The following is a 16,342-nucleotide window of genomic DNA, read 5'->3' as shown; positions in this document are numbered from 1 at the left end:
GCTGAAGACCCTTAGGGGGCTCACACCCTACGAGTTCATCTGCAAATGCTGGACTTCAGAGCCAGAACGATTCAGGCTCGATCCAATCCATCAAATGCCGGGACTGAACACCTAAGGCCTCGGACACATAACCAGTAACCGAAGGTTGCGGCGACGGGGGCGCCAAGGCCGCCTAGGTGCTCGATAACCGGCACTCTCCCGTTTACTGTCCTACGCACGATCCGCGGCTCTGTTGGCCAACGCCTGGGGGGAAGTCGAACTTACTCGGTAAGCTCGCTGGTAGAATTTTGAGGAACGACAGGCGTGTCAGCGTCGGCCTGCGCCGGCTTGAAAATGGACAAGGGCTTGAGATCCCTCGATCGCAGACTGTTGGCTCGGCGGGTCTTGATCTGCCTGCTGCTATTGCTCCCGGTACGGTCGTGACCCTTGCTCCGGGCATGACCGCGACAATACCCACCGGTTTCGCCATCGCCTTACCCAAGGGCTACGAGGCCCAAATCCGGCCTCGTTCGGGACTCGCCGCCAAATTTGGCGTCACAGTTCTCAATTCACCGGGGACCGTGGACGCAGACTATCGAGGCGAGATCAAAGTCATTCTGATCAATCACGGAAAGGCACCATTTTTAATCCAGCGTGCCGACCGCATCGCTCAGATGGTAGTGGCGCCGGTCAGCGGCGTTGCGTTTGTCGAAAGGGCGACGCTCGATGAAACTGAGCGTGGCTACGGCGGCCATGGCTCAACCAGCCGCTAAACCTAGCGAAGACCACGCTTCAGCGCTGGGCGCTCGGGGGGCCGGAGATCGGTCGCCCGCGTTGCCACGGCTGAGCCCGGTCCATGAGGAACAAGCGCTCATCGTCCCAGTGCCTTGCGGGCGTCGTTGACCGCATCGAGACACTCGTCGAATTCGCCCTCCTGTTCTTCGCGCCGCGCGACGCGCAACGCCGTCTCCAGTTTGCGCAGGGTGGCCGCCGGCGGCTTCCTGGCGATCTCGGCCTGGATCATGACGATGCCGTTCGTGCATTCCGACCTGTCATCGGCCATTGCGGGATCGGCACCAGGGTCAGGACGGAGGTGAGAGCGAGCATGCGCATGGCTTGCCTCCGTCACTTCACGATGAAGGTGCCGGTCATCCCCTGAGCCTCCAGGCCCTGGATATACCAGGGGTACTCGCCCGGCCGGATCGCCACGAACTCGACATGGATCGTGCCCTGGTCGTCGAACTCGAGATGATGAGGCGCACCCTGCATGTGCACTTCGAGATGGTTGATGACGATCTGGTTGATCCAGCTGTTCCGGAAGAACTCCGGTGCGAAGAACTTGTACTCCTTGCCGCCCTTCGCCGTGACGGAGAGGCGGTAGGACTTGCCGGATTCCATCTCGATCTGCTTCTGGGAGACGACGTAGTCGCGGCCTTCGTCATTCCCGAGCACCAGTTCGGGCAGATTTGTCCGGCCCTTCACAAGGTCGGCGGCCGTCGCCTGGCTCAACCCGAGCAGGCCCGCCAGCAAGAACCACAGCAGATGCATCTCATCCTCCCCGTTCTTGTTGCTTTGGAATAACCTGGGATCAGTCGACCTTCGTTGGATCGTCGCTCGCGCCATCAGATATTCGATCGCGGGTCTCTCCGTCTTTGCCGGGAGCTGGCGTGATATTGCAGACCGGGCAAGGACTGGCCCGAAGCCTCTCCCTCTGTAATGATACCCAGCAATCGCCAAGGTCGACAGTAACACGGGCGCGGACGTGAAGAAGACAGAACCGCTGCCATCGTCGCTGAGGTGATCGCGATGCCGGAGGCTCGCGTCCGGAGCGTGAAGGCAGTCTTTGTCAGCACCATTCCGTTCTTAGCACAATCGAAGGAGCCGGACATGTCCTGGGTCGCATGCGGAGTGGAAGCAACGGCGTGTGCAACAGCGCGGGCAATGCAGTCTTTCGCGCCGTGCACTTGCGGGAAGCCGGCTGCCTGAGGCGCCCCGATGAAAGCCATCGTTCTTGGCGCGGCTGCGGGAGGTGGTTTTCCGCAATGGAATTGCCGGTGCCGGGTCTGCGCGCTGGCCTGGAGCAGGGATCCCCGCGCGCCCTGGCGGACGCAATCGAGCCTCGCGGTGACGCTCGATGACGAGAGCTGGATCGTTCTGAACGCGTCCCCCGATCTTGGCAGCCAGATCCGGACGACGCCGGCCCTGTGGCCGCGCGCCGAGCGCCAGTCGCCGATCGGCACGGTCATTCTCAGCAGCGCCGAGATCGACCATGTCGCCGGGCTGCTCACGCTGCGCGAGCGGCATCCGTTCGATCTGGTCGCGCTCGCACCGGTCCTTGAGGCGATCGAGGCCAACCCGATCTTCGCCGCCGTGCCGGCGCGTCGCATGATCGCGACGGCCGCGAACCCCATCGCGCTGGCTGGCGGACTGACGGCGGAGCTGTTTCCGGTCCCCGGCAAGGCACCGCTCTATCTCGAGGAGAGCGCATCCCGGCTCGAGTCCGAGGCTGGCGAAGCGGCGGGCATCCGGATCGGCGGCGCAGGGCGCTCGCTTGTCTATATCCCGGGCTGTGCCGCCTTGTCCGACAGCGTTCGTGACGCGGCCGAAAGCGCGGACGTGGTGTTCTTCGACGGCACCCTGTTCACGGATGACGAGATGATCCGCAGCGGCGTCGGCGAAAAGACCGGTCGGAGGATGGGGCATATGCCGATCACGGGCCCTGGCGGCTCGCTGTCCTGGCTCGCCAAGCTGCCTGCGGCGCAAAAGATCTATATCCATCTGAACAACACCAATTCGGCGCTGATCGAGGGGTCGCCGGAGCGTCTCGTGATCGAAGCCGCGGGTATCGCGGTGGCCTATGACGGCATGGAGGTGCGGCTGTGACTGCTTTGCTATCGCCCGAGGAACTGGAACAGCGCCTGCGCGAGGTCGGAGAGGCGCGCTATCACGACAAGCACCCCTTCCACACCAGACTGCATTCCGGACGGTGCACGAAGGGCGAGGTCCAGGCCTGGGCTCTCAACCGCTTCACCTACCAGGCCCATATCCCTGTGAAGGACGCGTTCCTGATCGCCCGGACCCACGACCCCGCGCTCCGCCGGGCCTGGCGCCAGCGTCTCGTCGACCATGATGGCGAGGGGGACGGTGAGGGCGGCATCGAACGCTGGCTCAGGCTCTGCGAAAGCCTGGGCCTGGCACGCGCCGATGTGCAGGCCCATCGCGGCGTGCTGCCGGCGACGCGCTTTGCGGTCGAGGCCTATGTCAATTTCGTGCGCGAGCGCCCGCTGCTCGAAGCCGTCGCGTCCTCCCTGACCGAGCTGTTTTCGCCAAAGGTCATCCGCCACCGCGTCGAAGGCATGCTKGCGCATTACGACTTCGTCAGCCCGGAGAGCCTGAGCTATTTCACCGCCCGCCCGGAACAGGCGCGGCGCGATGTCGAGACCGCGCTTGCCTATGTCACGGCCCATGCCCGCACGCCGGCCGAGCAGGAGGCGGTGATCGCGGCGCTCGAATTCAAATGCGACGTGCTCTGGGCCATGCTGGATGCGCTCCATCACGCCTATGTCGAGCCTGGCCATATTCCGCCCGGCGCCTTCGTGCCGGCGCGCTGATCATCGCGGTCCTGAGCGGCTGAGCCTGCAAAGCTGATTGCTGCGCCGGGCGCCAAGCCTTATCCTGCTGCCTGCGTGGCCTGCTCGACCTGCTATGATGTCAGGGAGATGCGATCGTGAGCGGAAAAGCTTTCGCCGTCTTGCTCTGCCAGGTCATGGCTCTGGTGCTGGCGATCGCGCCATGGCCGGCGCAGGCGCAGGAAACGCCGGTCGATATCCTGTTCGCGCGTCCTCATCTTTCCGGCGTGTCTTCGGGCACGGAGCTGACCTATCGGCTTGAGCGCTTGCCCTCCGACACGAAACGGCTGGGCGAGCCCTTCGGCGACGATATCAAGCTCGTGGTCAGATCCGTTGCAGCCAACGGCAGCCGCAATGTCGACCTGCGCCTGTTCACGGGCGAGCGGGCGCGCGAGCCTATGTCGATTACCGATCTGACCGGCAATCCGGTGCTCGTCATCTTCCTCGATCGGGCAGTGAGCAACATGGCGCAGCTCACCGGTGGAACGACGCCCTATTTCAAGGACCGGCTGCGCGCCGGCCTGCGCGACAAGGCAACAAGCGAGGCCACCAAGGTCGAATTCGAGGGCAAGACGCTGGATGCGACGCGGATCACCGTCAGGCCCTTTGTCGACGATACCAATATCGGGCGGATGCTCGGCTATGAGGACAGCCAGTTCGAGATTCTGGTGGCTGAGGCCGCGCCTGGCATGCTGCTCCAAATGACCTCAAGGTTCGTCAGCACATTGCCGGATGCGCCGAAACTCGAGGAGCGCATCGTCCTGAAATCGGCGAGCGCCCAGCCATGAGCACGGTCGGGACGGCAGGAGCGCGGCACCACGGGTTTCTGACGGCTCTGGCCGGGGGGCTGCTGGCGACGATCCTCGCTGCGGGCAATGGCGGCGCAGCTGAGACGCCGGTCAATGACTATCCGACGGTCGCACGCGCCGATTACATCTTCGGGTGCATGGCCGCGAACGGCCAGACCCGTACGGCGCTGGAGAAATGCTCGTGCTCGATCGACGTGATCGCGTCTGTGCTGCCCTATAGGGCCTATGAGGAAGCCGAGACGATCATGTCCGTGCGCCAGCGCGGCGGTCAGAACGCCTCGATGTTTATCTCCATGCCCTTGATGCGCGAGAAGGTCGCACGCCTGAAGCGGGCACAGATCGAAGGCGAATTGCGCTGCTTCTGATCTGGCGATGTCCCAGCTGCCGGGGCTTCGGACGACCGGTTCAGTAGACCACGACGCTTCGGATCGACTTGCCCTCATGCATCAGGTCGAAGCCGTGATTGATCTCGTCCAGGCTGAGCTTGTGGGTGATCAGGTCGTCGATATTGATCTTCCCCTCCATGTACCAGTCGACGATCTTCGGCACATCGGTGCGCCCGCGCGCGCCGCCGAAGGCCGTGCCCTTCCAGACCCGCCCGGTGACGAGCTGGAACGGCCGGGTCGCGATTTCCTTGCCGGCTTCGGCGACCCCGATGATGATCGATTCACCCCAGCCGCGATGGCAGCATTCCAGCGCCTGGCGCATCACGTTGGTATTGCCGGTCGCGTCGAAGGAGAAATCGGCGCCGCCGCCGGTCAGATCGACGATCGCCTGCACCACCTTGTCGTTGCCGATCTCGGCCGGATTGATGAACCCGGTCATGCCGAATTTCTCGGCCATGGCGCGCTTGCCCGGATTGATGTCGACACCGATGATCTTGTCGGCGCCGACCATGCGGGCGCCCTGGATGACGTTGAGGCCGATACCGCCGAGCCCGAAGACCACGACATTGGCGCCGGGCCAGACCTTGGCGGTGTAGATCACCGCGCCGATCCCCGTCGTCACGCCGCAGCCGATATAGCAGATCTTGTCGAAGGGCGCGTCGTCGCGGACCTTAGCCACGGCGATCTCCGGCAACACCGTGAAATTCGCGAAGGTCGAGCAGCCCATATAGTGGAAGACCTCGCCGCCGTTGCAGGAGAAGCGCGAGGTGCCGTCCGGCATCACGCCCTGGCCTTGCGTCGCGCGGATCGCGGTGCAGAGATTGGTGCGGCGTGACAGGCAGCTTTTGCAATTCCGACATTCCGGCGTGTAGAGCGGAATGACGTGGTCGCCGACCTTGAGCGTGGTCACGCCGGCGCCGACCTCGCGGACGATGCCGGCGCCCTCATGGCCGAGGATCGCCGGGAACTTGCCCTCCGAATCCATGCCCGACAGCGTGTAGGCGTCGGTGTGGCAGATGCCGGTCGCCATCACCTCGACCAGGACCTCGCCCGCCTTCGGTCCGCCGATCTCGACCGTTTCGATGGTCAGCGGCTTCCGCGCCTCCCAGGCGACGGCTGCGCGTGTCTTCATGACCCGGGCCCTCCCAAGCAATCCCGATCAGGATTTCAGAACCCCCGACGCCTTTGCGATATGGGTGGAGATGAAATCCATCAGGGGCGGGGAGAGGCAATCATAGGGCTCGAGGCGAATTTCGCGCAGGCGTGCGCGTACCGCGCCCTGATTGGCCGGATCGGCCCCCGACTCGATGATCGAGGAAACGAAGGCGGCAAATTCCGGGGGCGACCAGCCGGTTTCCGGCGACAATTCGGTATGAACGAAATCAAGCCCGTAGAACGGATGGGCAGCCTTCTCGATGCGCCCGTACATATGGACGCCGCAGCCCTTGCAGGCGTGGCGCTGGATCGTGGCGGACTCATCGACGATCGCGAGCTTGTCGCCATTCTCGATCACGGTCACCTTGTTGCGCGGCGCCACCGCGACCATCGCAAACAACGCGCCCTTGGGCTTCCAGCATTTCGTGCAGCCGCAGGCGTGATTATGGGCCGATTGCGAGTCGACGCGGACCTTTACCGGGCGGTCCGTGCATTTGCAGACGAGCGTTCCGCCCTTGAAATCGGCGGAAGCCGGCGGGAGGCCGCGATCGATCGAGGGATGGATGGCAACGGTCTGGGTCATGATTTCGTCCTCCCTGTCGCCGGTATGATCACGCGTCTGGAACCACCTCGATCCCGCGCATGGAAATCCGGTGCTCGTCTACATGCGTCTGATGGCGCATGTCCGGCGTGCAATGTGGTATTTTTCTCTTCGCGACGCTTGCCCTAAAGGGAAGCATCCCTTGTCTGCCCGCGAAGACACGCCCCGGCCGGACGCGCCGAAGGCCATTCCTTGTGAGGGGGCGGCGATGTAGAGTGGCACGGTCGAAGCGGAATGCGCGACAATGACCCACGCGATCATATCCTTGAGCACCGCCACGACAGCGGCTCCGCTGCGGTCCGAGTACTGGGCTCAGGCGCTGGGCACGCTATGCGGGCCGCTTCGCGTCGATGCCTTCGGGGCCGGCACGATCGACGGGCATATCGATTATGCGACGATCCGGCGGCTGCGGCTCTGCCAGATCGAGGTCAGCCAACACCGGATCGCGCACCCCGCTTCATGCACTGAGCTGGGCGGTCGCCCGATAAAGGTGCTGTTTCAGACCGATGGCACCTCGCTGTTCGAGCAGGATGGCCGCCATTGCGTCATCACGCCCGGCGACTGTCTGATCTACGACGTGTCCAGGCCCCATGTGATCACGAGCGCGGCCCTGACGAAGCATCATGTCGTCATCATACCCCGGCAATTGCTGGAGCAACGTGGCGTGTCGCTCGATCCGCTCCTGGCGCAACAGGTTTCGGCTCGCGAAGGCGCGGGCCGCCTGGCCCATGATTTCGTCCTGTCCGCCTTTAACGAGGCCCCGGCACTGGCGGCGGGCTGCGAAGTCCAGGTCGCCGACACCTTGCTCGATCTCGTGCTGATGCCCTTCCTTTCGCAAACGTCCTTCAGGACCTCGGGGCGCGCGGCTCTTTCATCCCGGATCAAGGCCTTCATTCGCGAGAACCTGAGCGATCCGGACCTGGGCATCGAGCAGCTCTCGTCGGCCTTGGATTGCACGAAGCGCTATCTCCACATGTCCTTTGCCGATGAAGGCACGACGATCACCAGCTACATCTGGCAAGAGCGTCTGGAGAAATGCCTGGAAGAGCTCGAGTTCGGTTCGCGAACGGGCAAGACCCTGACCGATATCGCCTTTTCCTGGGGCTTCAGCAGCTCCTCGCATTTCACCCATCTGTTCAAGAAGCGCTACGGCATGCCGCCTTCGGCCATCCAAAGGCAGGCCGGTGATCCTGCGGGCTTCGGCCACGCCCCGCCAGTCGAACGGGGCAGCCTTGCGAGCGGTCCCCGAGGCTGATCACAAGCATGATCCGCTCTTGGCGGTTCAGGCAGATGCTCCAGCGCGGCAGCCTCCCCTATGCGCTGCCCGTTGGTCTTCGCATTTCCCGTCAAAGACCTGTAGGATGAGCCTCTCCGATGGCGGCTGGCGCGCGGTCTGCCTCGTCGTCGGACGGGCTGGGCCACGCAAAAGTGGGGGAGCAGTCGATGCTTGCGATCGTCATTTCGGTTTGCCTCGTCACGGACCCCTCGATTTGCCGGAATGAGCGGATTCCGCTGGCGATCACTGTCTCGCCGAACCAGTGCGCGAAGAGCGCGGCGCCCTATGTCGCGCAATGGAATGGCGAACATCCCGACTGGCGCGTCGTCCGCTGGCGCTGCGCCGGCGCGGATGAGAAGGACATTTGACGCGAGGGGCGCCTGGAGACGGTTGCGTCAAACGCCCTGATAGGTCCGGTAGATGAAATCGCTGCGCTCGGAGGCGGCTTCGGCTTCCGCCAGCGCAACGACCTCGCGATGCAGYGGCGACAATGAGCAGGCAGGGTCGGTCGCGGCCGCGTCGCCGGCCAGCGCCATGGCCTGGCAACGGCAGCCACCGAAATCCAGCTCCTTGCGCGCACAGCTGCGGCAGGGCTCCTGCATCCAGTCCGTGCCGCGGAAGGCATTGAACGCCCTGCCGCGATACCAGATCTCCGACAGGCTGGCGTCGCGGACATTGTCGAAGACCAGCCCCGCTATCGTCTCGGCCGCATGACAGGGCAGGGCGCGCCMTGTCGGCGTGATGTTCATCAACCGCGTGCCCCAGCCGCCCATGCAGGCTTTCGGGTAGCGGGCATAGTAATCGGGCAGCACGCAATCGATGACGAGGCGCCCGGCCGTGCGGCTTCTTGCCTCCTCGACATCCACCATCGCAGCTTCGACCTGCTTGCGCGTCGGCATCAACCTGGCGCGGTTGACCAGGCCCCAGCCGTAATACTGCACATGCGCGATCTCGATGCGCGCAGCACCCCATTCTTCCGCAAGCTCTACGAAGGCCGGAATCTGCTGCACGTTGTCCCGATGCACGACGGCATTGACGGTGAGCCGCAATCCGAGCCGGGCGATGGCGGCAGCGACTTCATGCTTGCGCTGCCACGCGCCCGTGTAACCGGCAACGCGATCGCAGGTTTCGGCATCGATCGCCTGAATGGAAAGCTGGATATGGTCGAGGCCCGCCTCAGTGACCGCGTCCAGCACGGCCGGCTGAAAGCCGACGCCGGAGGTGATCATGTTGGTATAGAGCCCGGCTTGATGCGCATATGCGACCAGTTCGGCGATGTCGCGCCGCAGCATCGGCTCGCCGCCCGAGAAATAGATATGCAGCACGCCGAGCGCGGCAGCCTCATCGATCAGCCGCTTCCACTCGGAGGTCGCGAGTTCGCCCGAGCGCCTGTCGAGCTCGAGCGGGTTGGAGCAATAGGGGCAACGCAGGGAACAGCGATGCGTCAACTCCGCCAGCAAACCCATCGGCGGCTGCAATTCGGGCCGAGCAGGCTGGGTCTGTGGAAGCGTCTCGACATCGCTCACAGGTCGACCATCCTTTGATCGGCAAGGCCGCGCAGGAACGTCATGACGTCGGCGGCGATCTCGTCCCGGTCCGCGTCGAAGGTCGTCGCCAGATCCTGGACGATGGTTTCGACGCAACTCACCCCATCGATGCGCTGCAGGATCTCGAGCGCCATCTCATCGGGCTCGAACACGCGCTCGGGACCGAGAAGGAACCATTGCCGGCGGCTATCATCAAAGCGCAGGCGCACGCCACGGGGCAGTACCGGGACGATGCTCGCGACGTCAGCGGTCGTAATGCCAGCAGTCATGGGCCAGCGCCTCGTTCAGGTTCGTCAAGCGTATCGGTGCCAGGGGCTCGATGGCGGGATCGACGCCAGACCTGCCGCGACCACGCCGCCACGGCTGGGGGGCACCTCAACCCGTCGCCTCCACTGTCGAGCGCGCGCCGGACCGCCCATCGTGTGACAGCAAGCGCAGGGCACAGCACGCGCGGCTATGAGCCCGCCATCCGCGATGCTCACAAATAGACGCCGCTTGCGACCGCACCCGACGGCTTCCCGCCTGACACGTGAACGGACACCAACAATCCCATCGTGGCAGCCATCCCCGACGGCGGAACCGGGCGCCAGCGCCCGCAACCGCTCCCGGGTCGACGGCCTGTTACTCAGAACGGACGCTTCAGAACTGTGCCGGAGCGTAAGACGTCACTTCGCAGCCGACTGTCACTTCGATGATTGCGGGTTTTTTCCACTTGCGCATGATCGGTTTCTCCAGATCGTCGCCAGCCTTCTCAAGAGTAGGCGCCGGGAGCCTACACCCGCCGGCAGCCTGTTGCAAACAGAGCCCGCCGTCTGTCCGGAAACTCACTGGCGAGGGCCGATCAGGGCTGTTCATGCGCGGCAAGGCGCGAGGGCGGGCGGCCCGGAGCGGCGGGCCATGCGCTGATCTCGGTGATGAATTTTTGCCGGAAGGCCCGCCCGAAATCCTCAAATCCCTGCGCCGGGAGCACGAAGGCGCCGGGGCCGCCGACGACGTTCTCGCCATACCAGCGCGCGAGCGTCTCAGCCTCGCTCCCTTCCAGGATCGGCAGCCCGTTGATGGTCAGGCCGATCGCGACCAGTTCATCGCGAACCTGCATCGGGGCGGCCTCGGGGTTGCAGTTTTCTTGTCCGTCCCCCGACACATCCAKGAGGACGCGCGTCGCCCGCATCGGGATTTGCGGCGTGATCTTGTCGGCGACGAAGCGCATCATCTGCGCCACGCAGGTGAATTCGCCGCCTTGCCGGGCGAGCCGGCGCAGTTTGCCTGCCAGCGCCCGCGCATCGGCGGCGCTGGCGACCCTGACCCACGGAATCGAGAAGCTAGGCTTGTCGGCCCAGAGGATGACGCTGATCGCGATCGCCTGGCGCGGCCCGCCGAGAATGGCCGCCTGCACGGAGGGGGCATCGAGCGCGTCCGCGATGCCGTCGATCTGCAGCCGATAGCGCCGCGCATCGACGGAATTCGACACGTCGATTGCCAGGATGAGGGCGGTATCGACGCTTCCCCGCGATTCAGCGCTGCCGTCCCGGGCGCCGGGCTGCATCACCAGCGCGGCCGCGAGGGCGATAAGCAAAGGGCGAACAGATCGATCGAGCAACAGCACCGGCATGTGCTCCGCAACGCGTTCGACTGAGCTACCTTACCGCCTTGTCGAGATTATGCGCCAGGGCGAGGCCCCGGGCGCTCTCCAGGCCCTTCACCCCGGTCAGGATCGCACCGTCGAAATCGACGCCGGTCAGATCGGCTTCGCTCAGATCCGCGGCGGTGAGGTCGGCCTTGGACAGATCGACATTGACCAGCATCGCCCCGGTCAGATCGGCATGCCGCAATTTGGCAAAGCGCAGCACGATGCCTGTCAGGTCGGTATGGCGCAGGATCGCGCCTGTCAGGTCGCAGCCGAAGAGCTCGGTGCGTAGCGTGGTCATCAGCGTTCCCCGCATATCCGCATAGTTGAAGACGGCTGCGGTCAGGTCGGCTCCGCGCATATCGGCGCCGCTCAGGTGGGCGACAATGACGGCGCGTGCAAGATTGGCGTTCCGGAAGCGAGGCGCTTCGCTTGCATCATAGGACAGGCTCGAAACGGCGCTGGGCAGCAGCAGGGTCGCGTCGGAGAGGTCGGCGCCGCTGAAATCGGTGCCGATGATCACCGCCCGGTCGAGCCGGGCACCGTGCAGATCGGTTCCAGAAAGATCGGCACGAACCAGATCGGCGCCAAAGAGATCGCTGCCGGCGAGCCGCGCCCGCCGGAAATCGAGGCCGCTCAGATCGAGGCCGCGCAAATCCTGTCCGCCGAGATCGGCACGCGCGCCGGGCGCGAGCTGGAACAATCGCTGCGTAACCTCGCGAACGGTCAGCTTGGCTTCGGCGACCGCCGGCATGGGCGTGCAGAACAGGCAGAGCGCGACAAGCGCGGCTGTCCTGCGGGCGCGTCTGGCTGGGTTATAGGGCTGCGTGATCAGCTTTCCTTTCCGCTCTTGACCGGCCAGCTGCCGTGCAGCACGCGGCCGTCCGTATCCTTCGCGACCGCGGTGAGCACATCATCAGGACCTGTCGACCGGAAGGTGAAGCGGATATTGGGGTCCGCGCTTAGCGAGATGCCGCCCTCCATGCGGAAGACGAGCGCATCGCCGCGCTTTACCTCGACATCCGTGATGAATTTCGCCGGGATGTAGTAGCCGGTCAGCTGGTTCATCTGCATCCCGGAATAATTCGGGTGCCGGATCATCAATTGCGCCTCGCGGGAGGTCGAGGCCGGGAGGCTTGCCTCGAATTGCCGCAGCTGCATCTTGCCKAGTTCGGCCTCGGCGAGCTCGGCATCCTTCGGTGCCGGCGCCGAGCAGCCGCCGGATGCCTTCACATATTTGGTGGTCATGTGCAGCGCCCCGGTGCTGGTTTCGACCACGGCGCGCACATTCGAATAGGCGTCGATCCGTACGCGCGTCGACAGCATGATCTCGCCCGAGCCCTCGCCAAAGAAGAAGGTGGCGGCAACCGGCGCCGGGTTCTTGTCGATCAGCAAGGTCAGTGTGAGCGGGGCCGATGCCTTGTCGCGGTCGATTTTCACGGTCAGCGGAACCAGGGCCGCGTCTTCGGCGCGCACGGGCGCTTCCAGCGTCACCAGCCCGTCCTCCTCGCTGATCGGCCGGTTCTGGAACACGTCCTGGTGGAGGCCGGGCCAGGGATCGTCCTCGGCCCGCGCCAGCGTAACCGGCAGGCCCGTGACCATGGCGCCGACAAGATAAAGGACGCTGCGGCGTGCGATGAGCTCAGTCATGGCATCCTCCGGTTCAGGCTGGCGGCGCTGCGATCACTCCCATTCAAGCTCGGCAAACGCGGCCGTGACATTGCGGGCGTTGAACTCGTCGAACAGGAGCCAGCTCTCCTTCTCGGAGAGCCCGGCGGTCGCGGCGGCCTCGGCAATCGATCGTCCCTCTTTTATCATGCGCCGCACATCCGCGGAAATTCTTTGCAGGTACTGCTTCTGCGGTTGCACGGCCTCGGGCCAGGCCGCCGCCGGTGGCCCATGGCCGGGCACGACACGCTTTGCCGCGACCTGTTCGAGGCGGCTGATCAGCGCCAGCCAGCCGCGGATCGATCCGTCGAGGGCCGGGACATGCCGCATGAAGAGCAGGTCGCCGAGAAAGAGTGTTCCCGAGGCCGTATCCCGAACGGTCAGGTCGTTGTCGGTATGCGCCGTCGGTTGCGCTTCGAGGATGAGCTCGCGTTCGCCGAGATCGATGACCGACTGGTCCTCGACGGCACGCGTCGGCGCGATCAGGCGGGTGCCGGCAAAGGCGTCCGGACCGAGCAGTTGCGCGTTGAGGGCAAGGTAGCGCTTGGCCCGCGCGGCCAAGGCACGCGCCAGTTTGTGATGGGCGATGAATTCCGGCCGGTCATCGGCAAAGGCGGCGTTCCCGAACAGATGGTCGGGATGCATATGCGTGTTGATCACGTAGCGAATGGGCTTGTCGGTCACCGTCCGGATCGCGGCGCGCAGCGCCTGCCCGATGGCCAGGCTGCCGCCGGTGTCGATCACGGCGACGGCATCGCGACCGATCACGAAGGACAGGTTGGCGATGTCGCCCCGATTTGACGGCGCAAAGAGCGCATAAGCGCCCTGATGCACGAAAACGCCAGGCGCGATCTCGGTGACGCTCAAGGGCAGGGCTGCCGGGGTTGTCTGGGCCGCCGCCGGGGAAACGGGTCCGCCTTCACGGCCAGGCAGTGCCAGTGCGAGACAGAGCATCGCTCCCAGCACAGCCCGGATGCGCCGGCCCCGTCTTGCACATGGCCGCCGATTGAGGGCGCGCAGCGAAGATCGCAGATCCGGGCGCGATGGCAGGGCAGCGGCGGCCATCCGCTCTCTTAGCATGCGGAAGAAGGCAGTGCCATTTCGCGCTTAGGTCGTGCCGTGTCTCAAGTTGATCTGTCTCCTCCCTGAATTGTGCGATGCAGCATTCATTGCGATTGCATTTGCGTAGGTCAGTAATCGTGACGTGTTGGCGCGTGTCCAGATCGTGTTTGGGCGTAATTTTGTAGGATTGGAGGGGATGGAATCTTGCTGCGATCTTGTCCGTCATCGAAAAAGGGCTTACACATGCACCGGTAGAAATCGGCTTCTATGACTGACGCCCGGTTGGCGTTGATGCAGTCGTAGCCTGAACGCATGCCGAAACGCCTGGACGCTTCGGGTGTTCAGCCGTGACCACGCTATGGAGCGCTATCGCAGCAGACAAAAAACGCCAGGAGGAACGTCATGCGCAAGCTTATACAATCGACAGCTTTGTTGACGACCGTGGCCTTTCCAGCGCTCGCGCTGGCTAATTCTGATGTGATCAAGCAGACATCTGATCCAAACCAATGGGCCATCCAGACTGGCGACTACGCGAATACGCGTTATTCCAAGCTCGACCAGATCAATCGAGACAACGTCAAGAATCTGAAGGTGGCGTGGACCTTCTCGACCGGCGTGCTGCGCGGCCATGAAGGCGCGCCCCTGGTCATCGGCAGCACGATGTATGTCCACACGCCGTTTCCAAACATCGTCTATGCGCTCGATCTGGATCAGGACGGCAAGATCCTCTGGAAATACGAGCCCAAGCAGGACCCGTCGGTCATTCCGGTGATGTGCTGCGATACGGTCTATCGCGGTGTCGCCTATGCGGACGGCATGATCTTCCTGCATCAGGCCGACACCACGGTGGTGGCGCTCGATGCCAAGACCGGCAAGGAAATCTGGAAGGTCGTCAACGGCGATCCGAAGAAGGGCGAGACCAATACGGCCACTGTCCTGCCGGTGAAGGACAAGGTCATCGTCGGCATTTCCGGAGCGGAATTCGGCGTGCGGGGACATGTCACCGCCTACGACATGAAGACAGGCAAGCAGCTCTGGCGGGCCTATTCGACCGGCCCCGACAGCGAGATGATGATCGATCCTGAGAAAACCACGTCGCTCGGCAAGCCGGTCGGCAAGGATTCCTCGCTGAAGACCTGGACGGGCGATCAGTGGAAGATCGGCGGCGGCTCGAGCTGGGGCTGGTATTCCTATGATCCGGAAACCAACCTGTTCTTCTACGGCACCGCCAATCCCTCGACCTGGAACCCGGTGCAGCGCGCCGGCGCCGACGGCAAGCCGATCGACCAGAAATGGACCATGTCGATCTTTGCCCGTGATGCCGACACCGGCGTCGCGAAATGGGCCTACCAGATGACGCCATTCGATGAGTGGGACTATGACGGCGTCAACGAGATGATCCTCGCCGATATCCCGGTTGGCGGCCAGCCCCGTAAGGCGCTCGTTCATTTCGACCGCAACGGGCTTGGCTACACGCTCGATCGTGTCACCGGTGAATTGCTCGTCGCCCAGAAATTCGACCCGAAGGTCAACTGGACGACCGGGGTCGTGATGGACAAGAACAGCCCGCAATATGGCCGTCCGCAGGTCGTGTCGGCCATGTCGACATTCCAGACCGGCCAGGACAAGAACACGAAGGGCGTCTGCCCGGCGGCGCTGGGCTCCAAGGACCAGCAACCGGCCGCCTATTCGCCGCGGACGGGTCTGTTCTACGTGCCGACGAACCATGTCTGCATGGATTACGAGCCGTTCCGCGTGTCCTATACGGCCGGCCAACCCTATGTCGGCGCAACCCTCTCGATGTATCCGGCACCCGGCAGCCATGGCGGCATGGGCAATTTCGTCGCCTGGGATGCAGGCCAGGGCAAGATCGTCTGGTCGGTTCCGGAGCAGTTCTCGGTCTGGTCGGGTGCGCTCGCGACCGCAGGCGGGGTGGTCTTCTACGGCACGCTGGAAGGTTACCTGAAGGCGGTTGACGAGAAGGACGGCAAGGAACTGTTCAAGTTCAAGACGCCGTCGGGCATCATCGGCAACGTCATGACCTATACCCACAAGGGCAAGCAGCAGGTCGCGGTCTTGTCCGGCATCGGTGGCTGGGCCGGGATCGGTCTCGCTGCCGGTTTGACCAATCCGACCGACGGTCTCGGCGCAGTCGGCGGCTATGCCGCGCTGCGCGACTACACCGCGCTCGGTGGTGTGTTAACGGTCTTCACGCTGCCATGATCGGCGCGTGACGGATGGCCGGCGCGGCTGAACAGGTTGCGCCGGCCTTTTTGATGCCCGCCCCGGCTGTCACGGCCGACAATCGACGATGCAGCGGCTACCGGAGAGGCTGAAAGTGAAACATTTCGGCATCGGCTTCGCACTTGCAGGTTTCGCTCTTTTGGCCGTGTTGTTGCCGGCGACCGGCGGGTCGTCGCAGGACAAGCCGGCAAAGACCGAACAGGATGGAAAATGGACGCTGGAGGACGGCACGCCGACCTACAACATCACGGCTGACGGCAAGGTCGACTGGTATACCTACTCCGGCTTCCGGCGGTACCATTCGGAATGCCATGTCTGTCACGGGCCGGAGGGGGAAGGGTCGAGCTATGCCCCGGCCC

At 64.1% G+C, this 16,342-nt stretch carries 20 protein-coding genes and 1 pseudogene; 10 read left to right on the top strand and 11 right to left on the bottom strand.

Annotation, left to right across the window (positions count from 1 at the left end; genetic code table 11):
* Window positions 1-115 (top strand): annotated as a pseudogene (locus tag AC1DJT_RS21955) (IS481 family transposase); the annotation flags it as partial.
* A gap of 169 nt (window positions 116-284) precedes the next feature.
* The gene (gene dut / locus AC1DJT_RS21950) at window positions 285-752 is read left to right on the top strand and encodes a dUTP diphosphatase (RefSeq protein WP_441508432.1); all 468 of its coding nucleotides are present in this window, start codon (window positions 285-287) and stop codon (window positions 750-752) included.
* A gap of 98 nt (window positions 753-850) precedes the next feature.
* Here the strand turns inward: dut and AC1DJT_RS21945 are convergent, their stop codons facing one another.
* Together AC1DJT_RS21945 and AC1DJT_RS21940 are read right to left on the bottom strand one after the other, a co-directional pair.
* A complete protein-coding gene (locus AC1DJT_RS21945; RefSeq protein ID WP_441508403.1) occupies window positions 851-1,042 on the bottom strand; it encodes a hypothetical protein in 192 nt (63 codons plus the stop codon).
* Between the two features lie 62 nt (window positions 1,043-1,104).
* Entirely contained in the window at window positions 1,105-1,527 is a 423-nt protein-coding gene (locus AC1DJT_RS21940) for a cupredoxin domain-containing protein (RefSeq protein ID WP_441508404.1), read from the bottom strand.
* 447 nt (window positions 1,528-1,974) lie between these two features.
* Here AC1DJT_RS21940 and pqqB point away from each other — a divergent pair, with 447 nt between their 5' ends.
* From pqqB to AC1DJT_RS21920, 4 genes are all read left to right on the top strand, one after another.
* Entirely contained in the window at window positions 1,975-2,862 is an 888-nt protein-coding gene (gene pqqB / locus AC1DJT_RS21935; RefSeq protein WP_441508405.1) for a pyrroloquinoline quinone biosynthesis protein PqqB, read from the top strand.
* Window positions 2,859-3,590: a pyrroloquinoline-quinone synthase PqqC gene (gene pqqC, locus AC1DJT_RS21930; protein ID WP_441508406.1), complete on the top strand. Its 732-nt coding sequence runs from the start codon at window positions 2,859-2,861 to the stop codon at window positions 3,588-3,590. Before pqqB ends, pqqC begins: the two co-directional genes overlap by 4 nt.
* A 116-nt stretch (window positions 3,591-3,706) precedes the next feature.
* A complete protein-coding gene (locus AC1DJT_RS21925) occupies window positions 3,707-4,396 on the top strand; it encodes a hypothetical protein (protein WP_441508407.1) in 690 nt (229 codons plus the stop codon).
* The gene (locus tag AC1DJT_RS21920; protein ID WP_441508408.1) at window positions 4,393-4,782 is read left to right on the top strand and encodes a hypothetical protein; all 390 of its coding nucleotides are present in this window, start codon (window positions 4,393-4,395) and stop codon (window positions 4,780-4,782) included. Before AC1DJT_RS21925 ends, AC1DJT_RS21920 begins: the two co-directional genes overlap by 4 nt.
* A gap of 40 nt (window positions 4,783-4,822) precedes the next feature.
* On the opposite strand, the gene AC1DJT_RS21915 is transcribed toward AC1DJT_RS21920, so the two are convergent.
* A complete protein-coding gene (locus AC1DJT_RS21915) occupies window positions 4,823-5,935 on the bottom strand; it encodes an S-(hydroxymethyl)glutathione dehydrogenase/class III alcohol dehydrogenase (RefSeq protein ID WP_441493154.1) in 1,113 nt (370 codons plus the stop codon).
* Window positions 5,936-5,962: 27 nt separating this feature from the next.
* Window positions 5,963-6,541 carry an S-(hydroxymethyl)glutathione synthase gene (gfa, locus tag AC1DJT_RS21910; RefSeq protein ID WP_441493153.1) on the bottom strand — a complete coding sequence of 193 codons (579 nt, stop codon included), beginning with the start codon at window positions 6,539-6,541 and terminating at the stop codon, window positions 5,963-5,965.
* A 262-nt stretch (window positions 6,542-6,803) separates the two neighbouring features.
* Between gfa and AC1DJT_RS21905 the strand changes: the two genes are divergently transcribed.
* Together AC1DJT_RS21905 and AC1DJT_RS21900 are read left to right on the top strand one after the other, a co-directional pair.
* Window positions 6,804-7,814 (top strand): AraC-like ligand-binding domain-containing protein, encoded by a 1,011-nt coding sequence (locus AC1DJT_RS21905; protein WP_476770938.1) that lies wholly within the window; start codon window positions 6,804-6,806, stop codon window positions 7,812-7,814.
* A gap of 188 nt (window positions 7,815-8,002) precedes the next feature.
* Entirely contained in the window at window positions 8,003-8,203 is a 201-nt protein-coding gene (locus AC1DJT_RS21900) for a hypothetical protein (protein WP_441493151.1), read from the top strand.
* A 27-nt stretch (window positions 8,204-8,230) separates the two neighbouring features.
* Here AC1DJT_RS21900 and pqqE read toward each other — a convergent pair whose 3' ends face one another.
* The 7 genes from pqqE to AC1DJT_RS21865 form a co-directional block, all read right to left on the bottom strand.
* On the bottom strand, window positions 8,231-9,301 hold the full coding sequence (gene pqqE / locus AC1DJT_RS21895; protein WP_476834858.1) for a pyrroloquinoline quinone biosynthesis protein PqqE: 1,071 nt from the start codon (window positions 9,299-9,301) through the stop codon (window positions 8,231-8,233).
* 56 nt (window positions 9,302-9,357) lie between these two features.
* The gene (pqqD, locus tag AC1DJT_RS21890) at window positions 9,358-9,651 is read right to left on the bottom strand and encodes a pyrroloquinoline quinone biosynthesis peptide chaperone PqqD (RefSeq protein ID WP_441493150.1); all 294 of its coding nucleotides are present in this window, start codon (window positions 9,649-9,651) and stop codon (window positions 9,358-9,360) included.
* Between the two features lie 370 nt (window positions 9,652-10,021).
* The gene (gene pqqA / locus AC1DJT_RS21885) at window positions 10,022-10,102 is read right to left on the bottom strand and encodes a pyrroloquinoline quinone precursor peptide PqqA (RefSeq protein ID WP_113511953.1); all 81 of its coding nucleotides are present in this window, start codon (window positions 10,100-10,102) and stop codon (window positions 10,022-10,024) included.
* A 121-nt stretch (window positions 10,103-10,223) separates the two neighbouring features.
* Window positions 10,224-10,958 carry a DUF1194 domain-containing protein gene (locus AC1DJT_RS21880; RefSeq protein WP_476834856.1) on the bottom strand — a complete coding sequence of 245 codons (735 nt, stop codon included), beginning with the start codon at window positions 10,956-10,958 and terminating at the stop codon, window positions 10,224-10,226.
* 61 nt (window positions 10,959-11,019) lie between these two features.
* Window positions 11,020-11,763: a pentapeptide repeat-containing protein gene (locus tag AC1DJT_RS21875; RefSeq protein ID WP_441508412.1), complete on the bottom strand. Its 744-nt coding sequence runs from the start codon at window positions 11,761-11,763 to the stop codon at window positions 11,020-11,022.
* 77 nt (window positions 11,764-11,840) lie between these two features.
* Window positions 11,841-12,659 carry a quinoprotein dehydrogenase-associated SoxYZ-like carrier gene (locus tag AC1DJT_RS21870; RefSeq protein ID WP_441493147.1) on the bottom strand — a complete coding sequence of 273 codons (819 nt, stop codon included), beginning with the start codon at window positions 12,657-12,659 and terminating at the stop codon, window positions 11,841-11,843.
* Between the two features lie 33 nt (window positions 12,660-12,692).
* Entirely contained in the window at window positions 12,693-13,631 is a 939-nt protein-coding gene (locus AC1DJT_RS21865; protein ID WP_441508413.1) for a quinoprotein relay system zinc metallohydrolase 2, read from the bottom strand.
* A gap of 510 nt (window positions 13,632-14,141) precedes the next feature.
* Here AC1DJT_RS21865 and AC1DJT_RS21860 point away from each other — a divergent pair.
* Window positions 14,142-15,962, top strand: a complete 1,821-nt coding sequence (locus tag AC1DJT_RS21860) for a methanol/ethanol family PQQ-dependent dehydrogenase (protein WP_441508414.1) — start codon at window positions 14,142-14,144, stop codon at window positions 15,960-15,962.
* A 166-nt stretch (window positions 15,963-16,128) separates the two neighbouring features.
* The coding region (locus tag AC1DJT_RS21855; protein ID WP_476834857.1) for a cytochrome c family protein at window positions 16,129-16,342 on the top strand (214 nt) is incomplete at its 3' end.

This window comes from Allobosea sp. 05T422_2 (genome assembly GCF_056396265.1).
The sequence above is the reverse complement of the archived record's forward strand: the minus strand, read 5'-3'. Positions and strand labels throughout refer to the sequence as shown.

Coding starts and splice junctions, on each gene's coding strand:
- AC1DJT_RS21875 (WP_441508412.1), bottom strand. CDS start 11,763: ATGCCGGCGGTCGCCGAAGCCAAGCTGACCGTTCGCGAGGTTACGCAG.
- pqqB (WP_441508405.1), top strand. CDS start 1,975: ATGAAAGCCATCGTTCTTGGCGCGGCTGCGGGAGGTGGTTTTCCGCAA.
- AC1DJT_RS21905 (WP_476770938.1), top strand. CDS start 6,804: ATGACCCACGCGATCATATCCTTGAGCACCGCCACGACAGCGGCTCCG.
- AC1DJT_RS21865 (WP_441508413.1), bottom strand. CDS start 13,631: ATGCTCTGTCTCGCACTGGCACTGCCTGGCCGTGAAGGCGGACCCGTT.
- gfa (WP_441493153.1), bottom strand. CDS start 6,541: ATGACCCAGACCGTTGCCATCCATCCCTCGATCGATCGCGGCCTCCCG.
- AC1DJT_RS21920 (WP_441508408.1), top strand. CDS start 4,393: ATGAGCACGGTCGGGACGGCAGGAGCGCGGCACCACGGGTTTCTGACG.
- AC1DJT_RS21915 (WP_441493154.1), bottom strand. CDS start 5,935: ATGAAGACACGCGCAGCCGTCGCCTGGGAGGCGCGGAAGCCGCTGACC.
- AC1DJT_RS21940 (WP_441508404.1), bottom strand. CDS start 1,527: ATGCATCTGCTGTGGTTCTTGCTGGCGGGCCTGCTCGGGTTGAGCCAG.
- AC1DJT_RS21860 (WP_441508414.1), top strand. CDS start 14,142: ATGCGCAAGCTTATACAATCGACAGCTTTGTTGACGACCGTGGCCTTT.
- AC1DJT_RS21900 (WP_441493151.1), top strand. CDS start 8,003: ATGCTTGCGATCGTCATTTCGGTTTGCCTCGTCACGGACCCCTCGATT.
- pqqD (WP_441493150.1), bottom strand. CDS start 9,651: ATGACTGCTGGCATTACGACCGCTGACGTCGCGAGCATCGTCCCGGTA.
- AC1DJT_RS21945 (WP_441508403.1), bottom strand. CDS start 1,042: ATGGCCGATGACAGGTCGGAATGCACGAACGGCATCGTCATGATCCAG.
- pqqA (WP_113511953.1), bottom strand. CDS start 10,102: ATGCGCAAGTGGAAAAAACCCGCAATCATCGAAGTGACAGTCGGCTGC.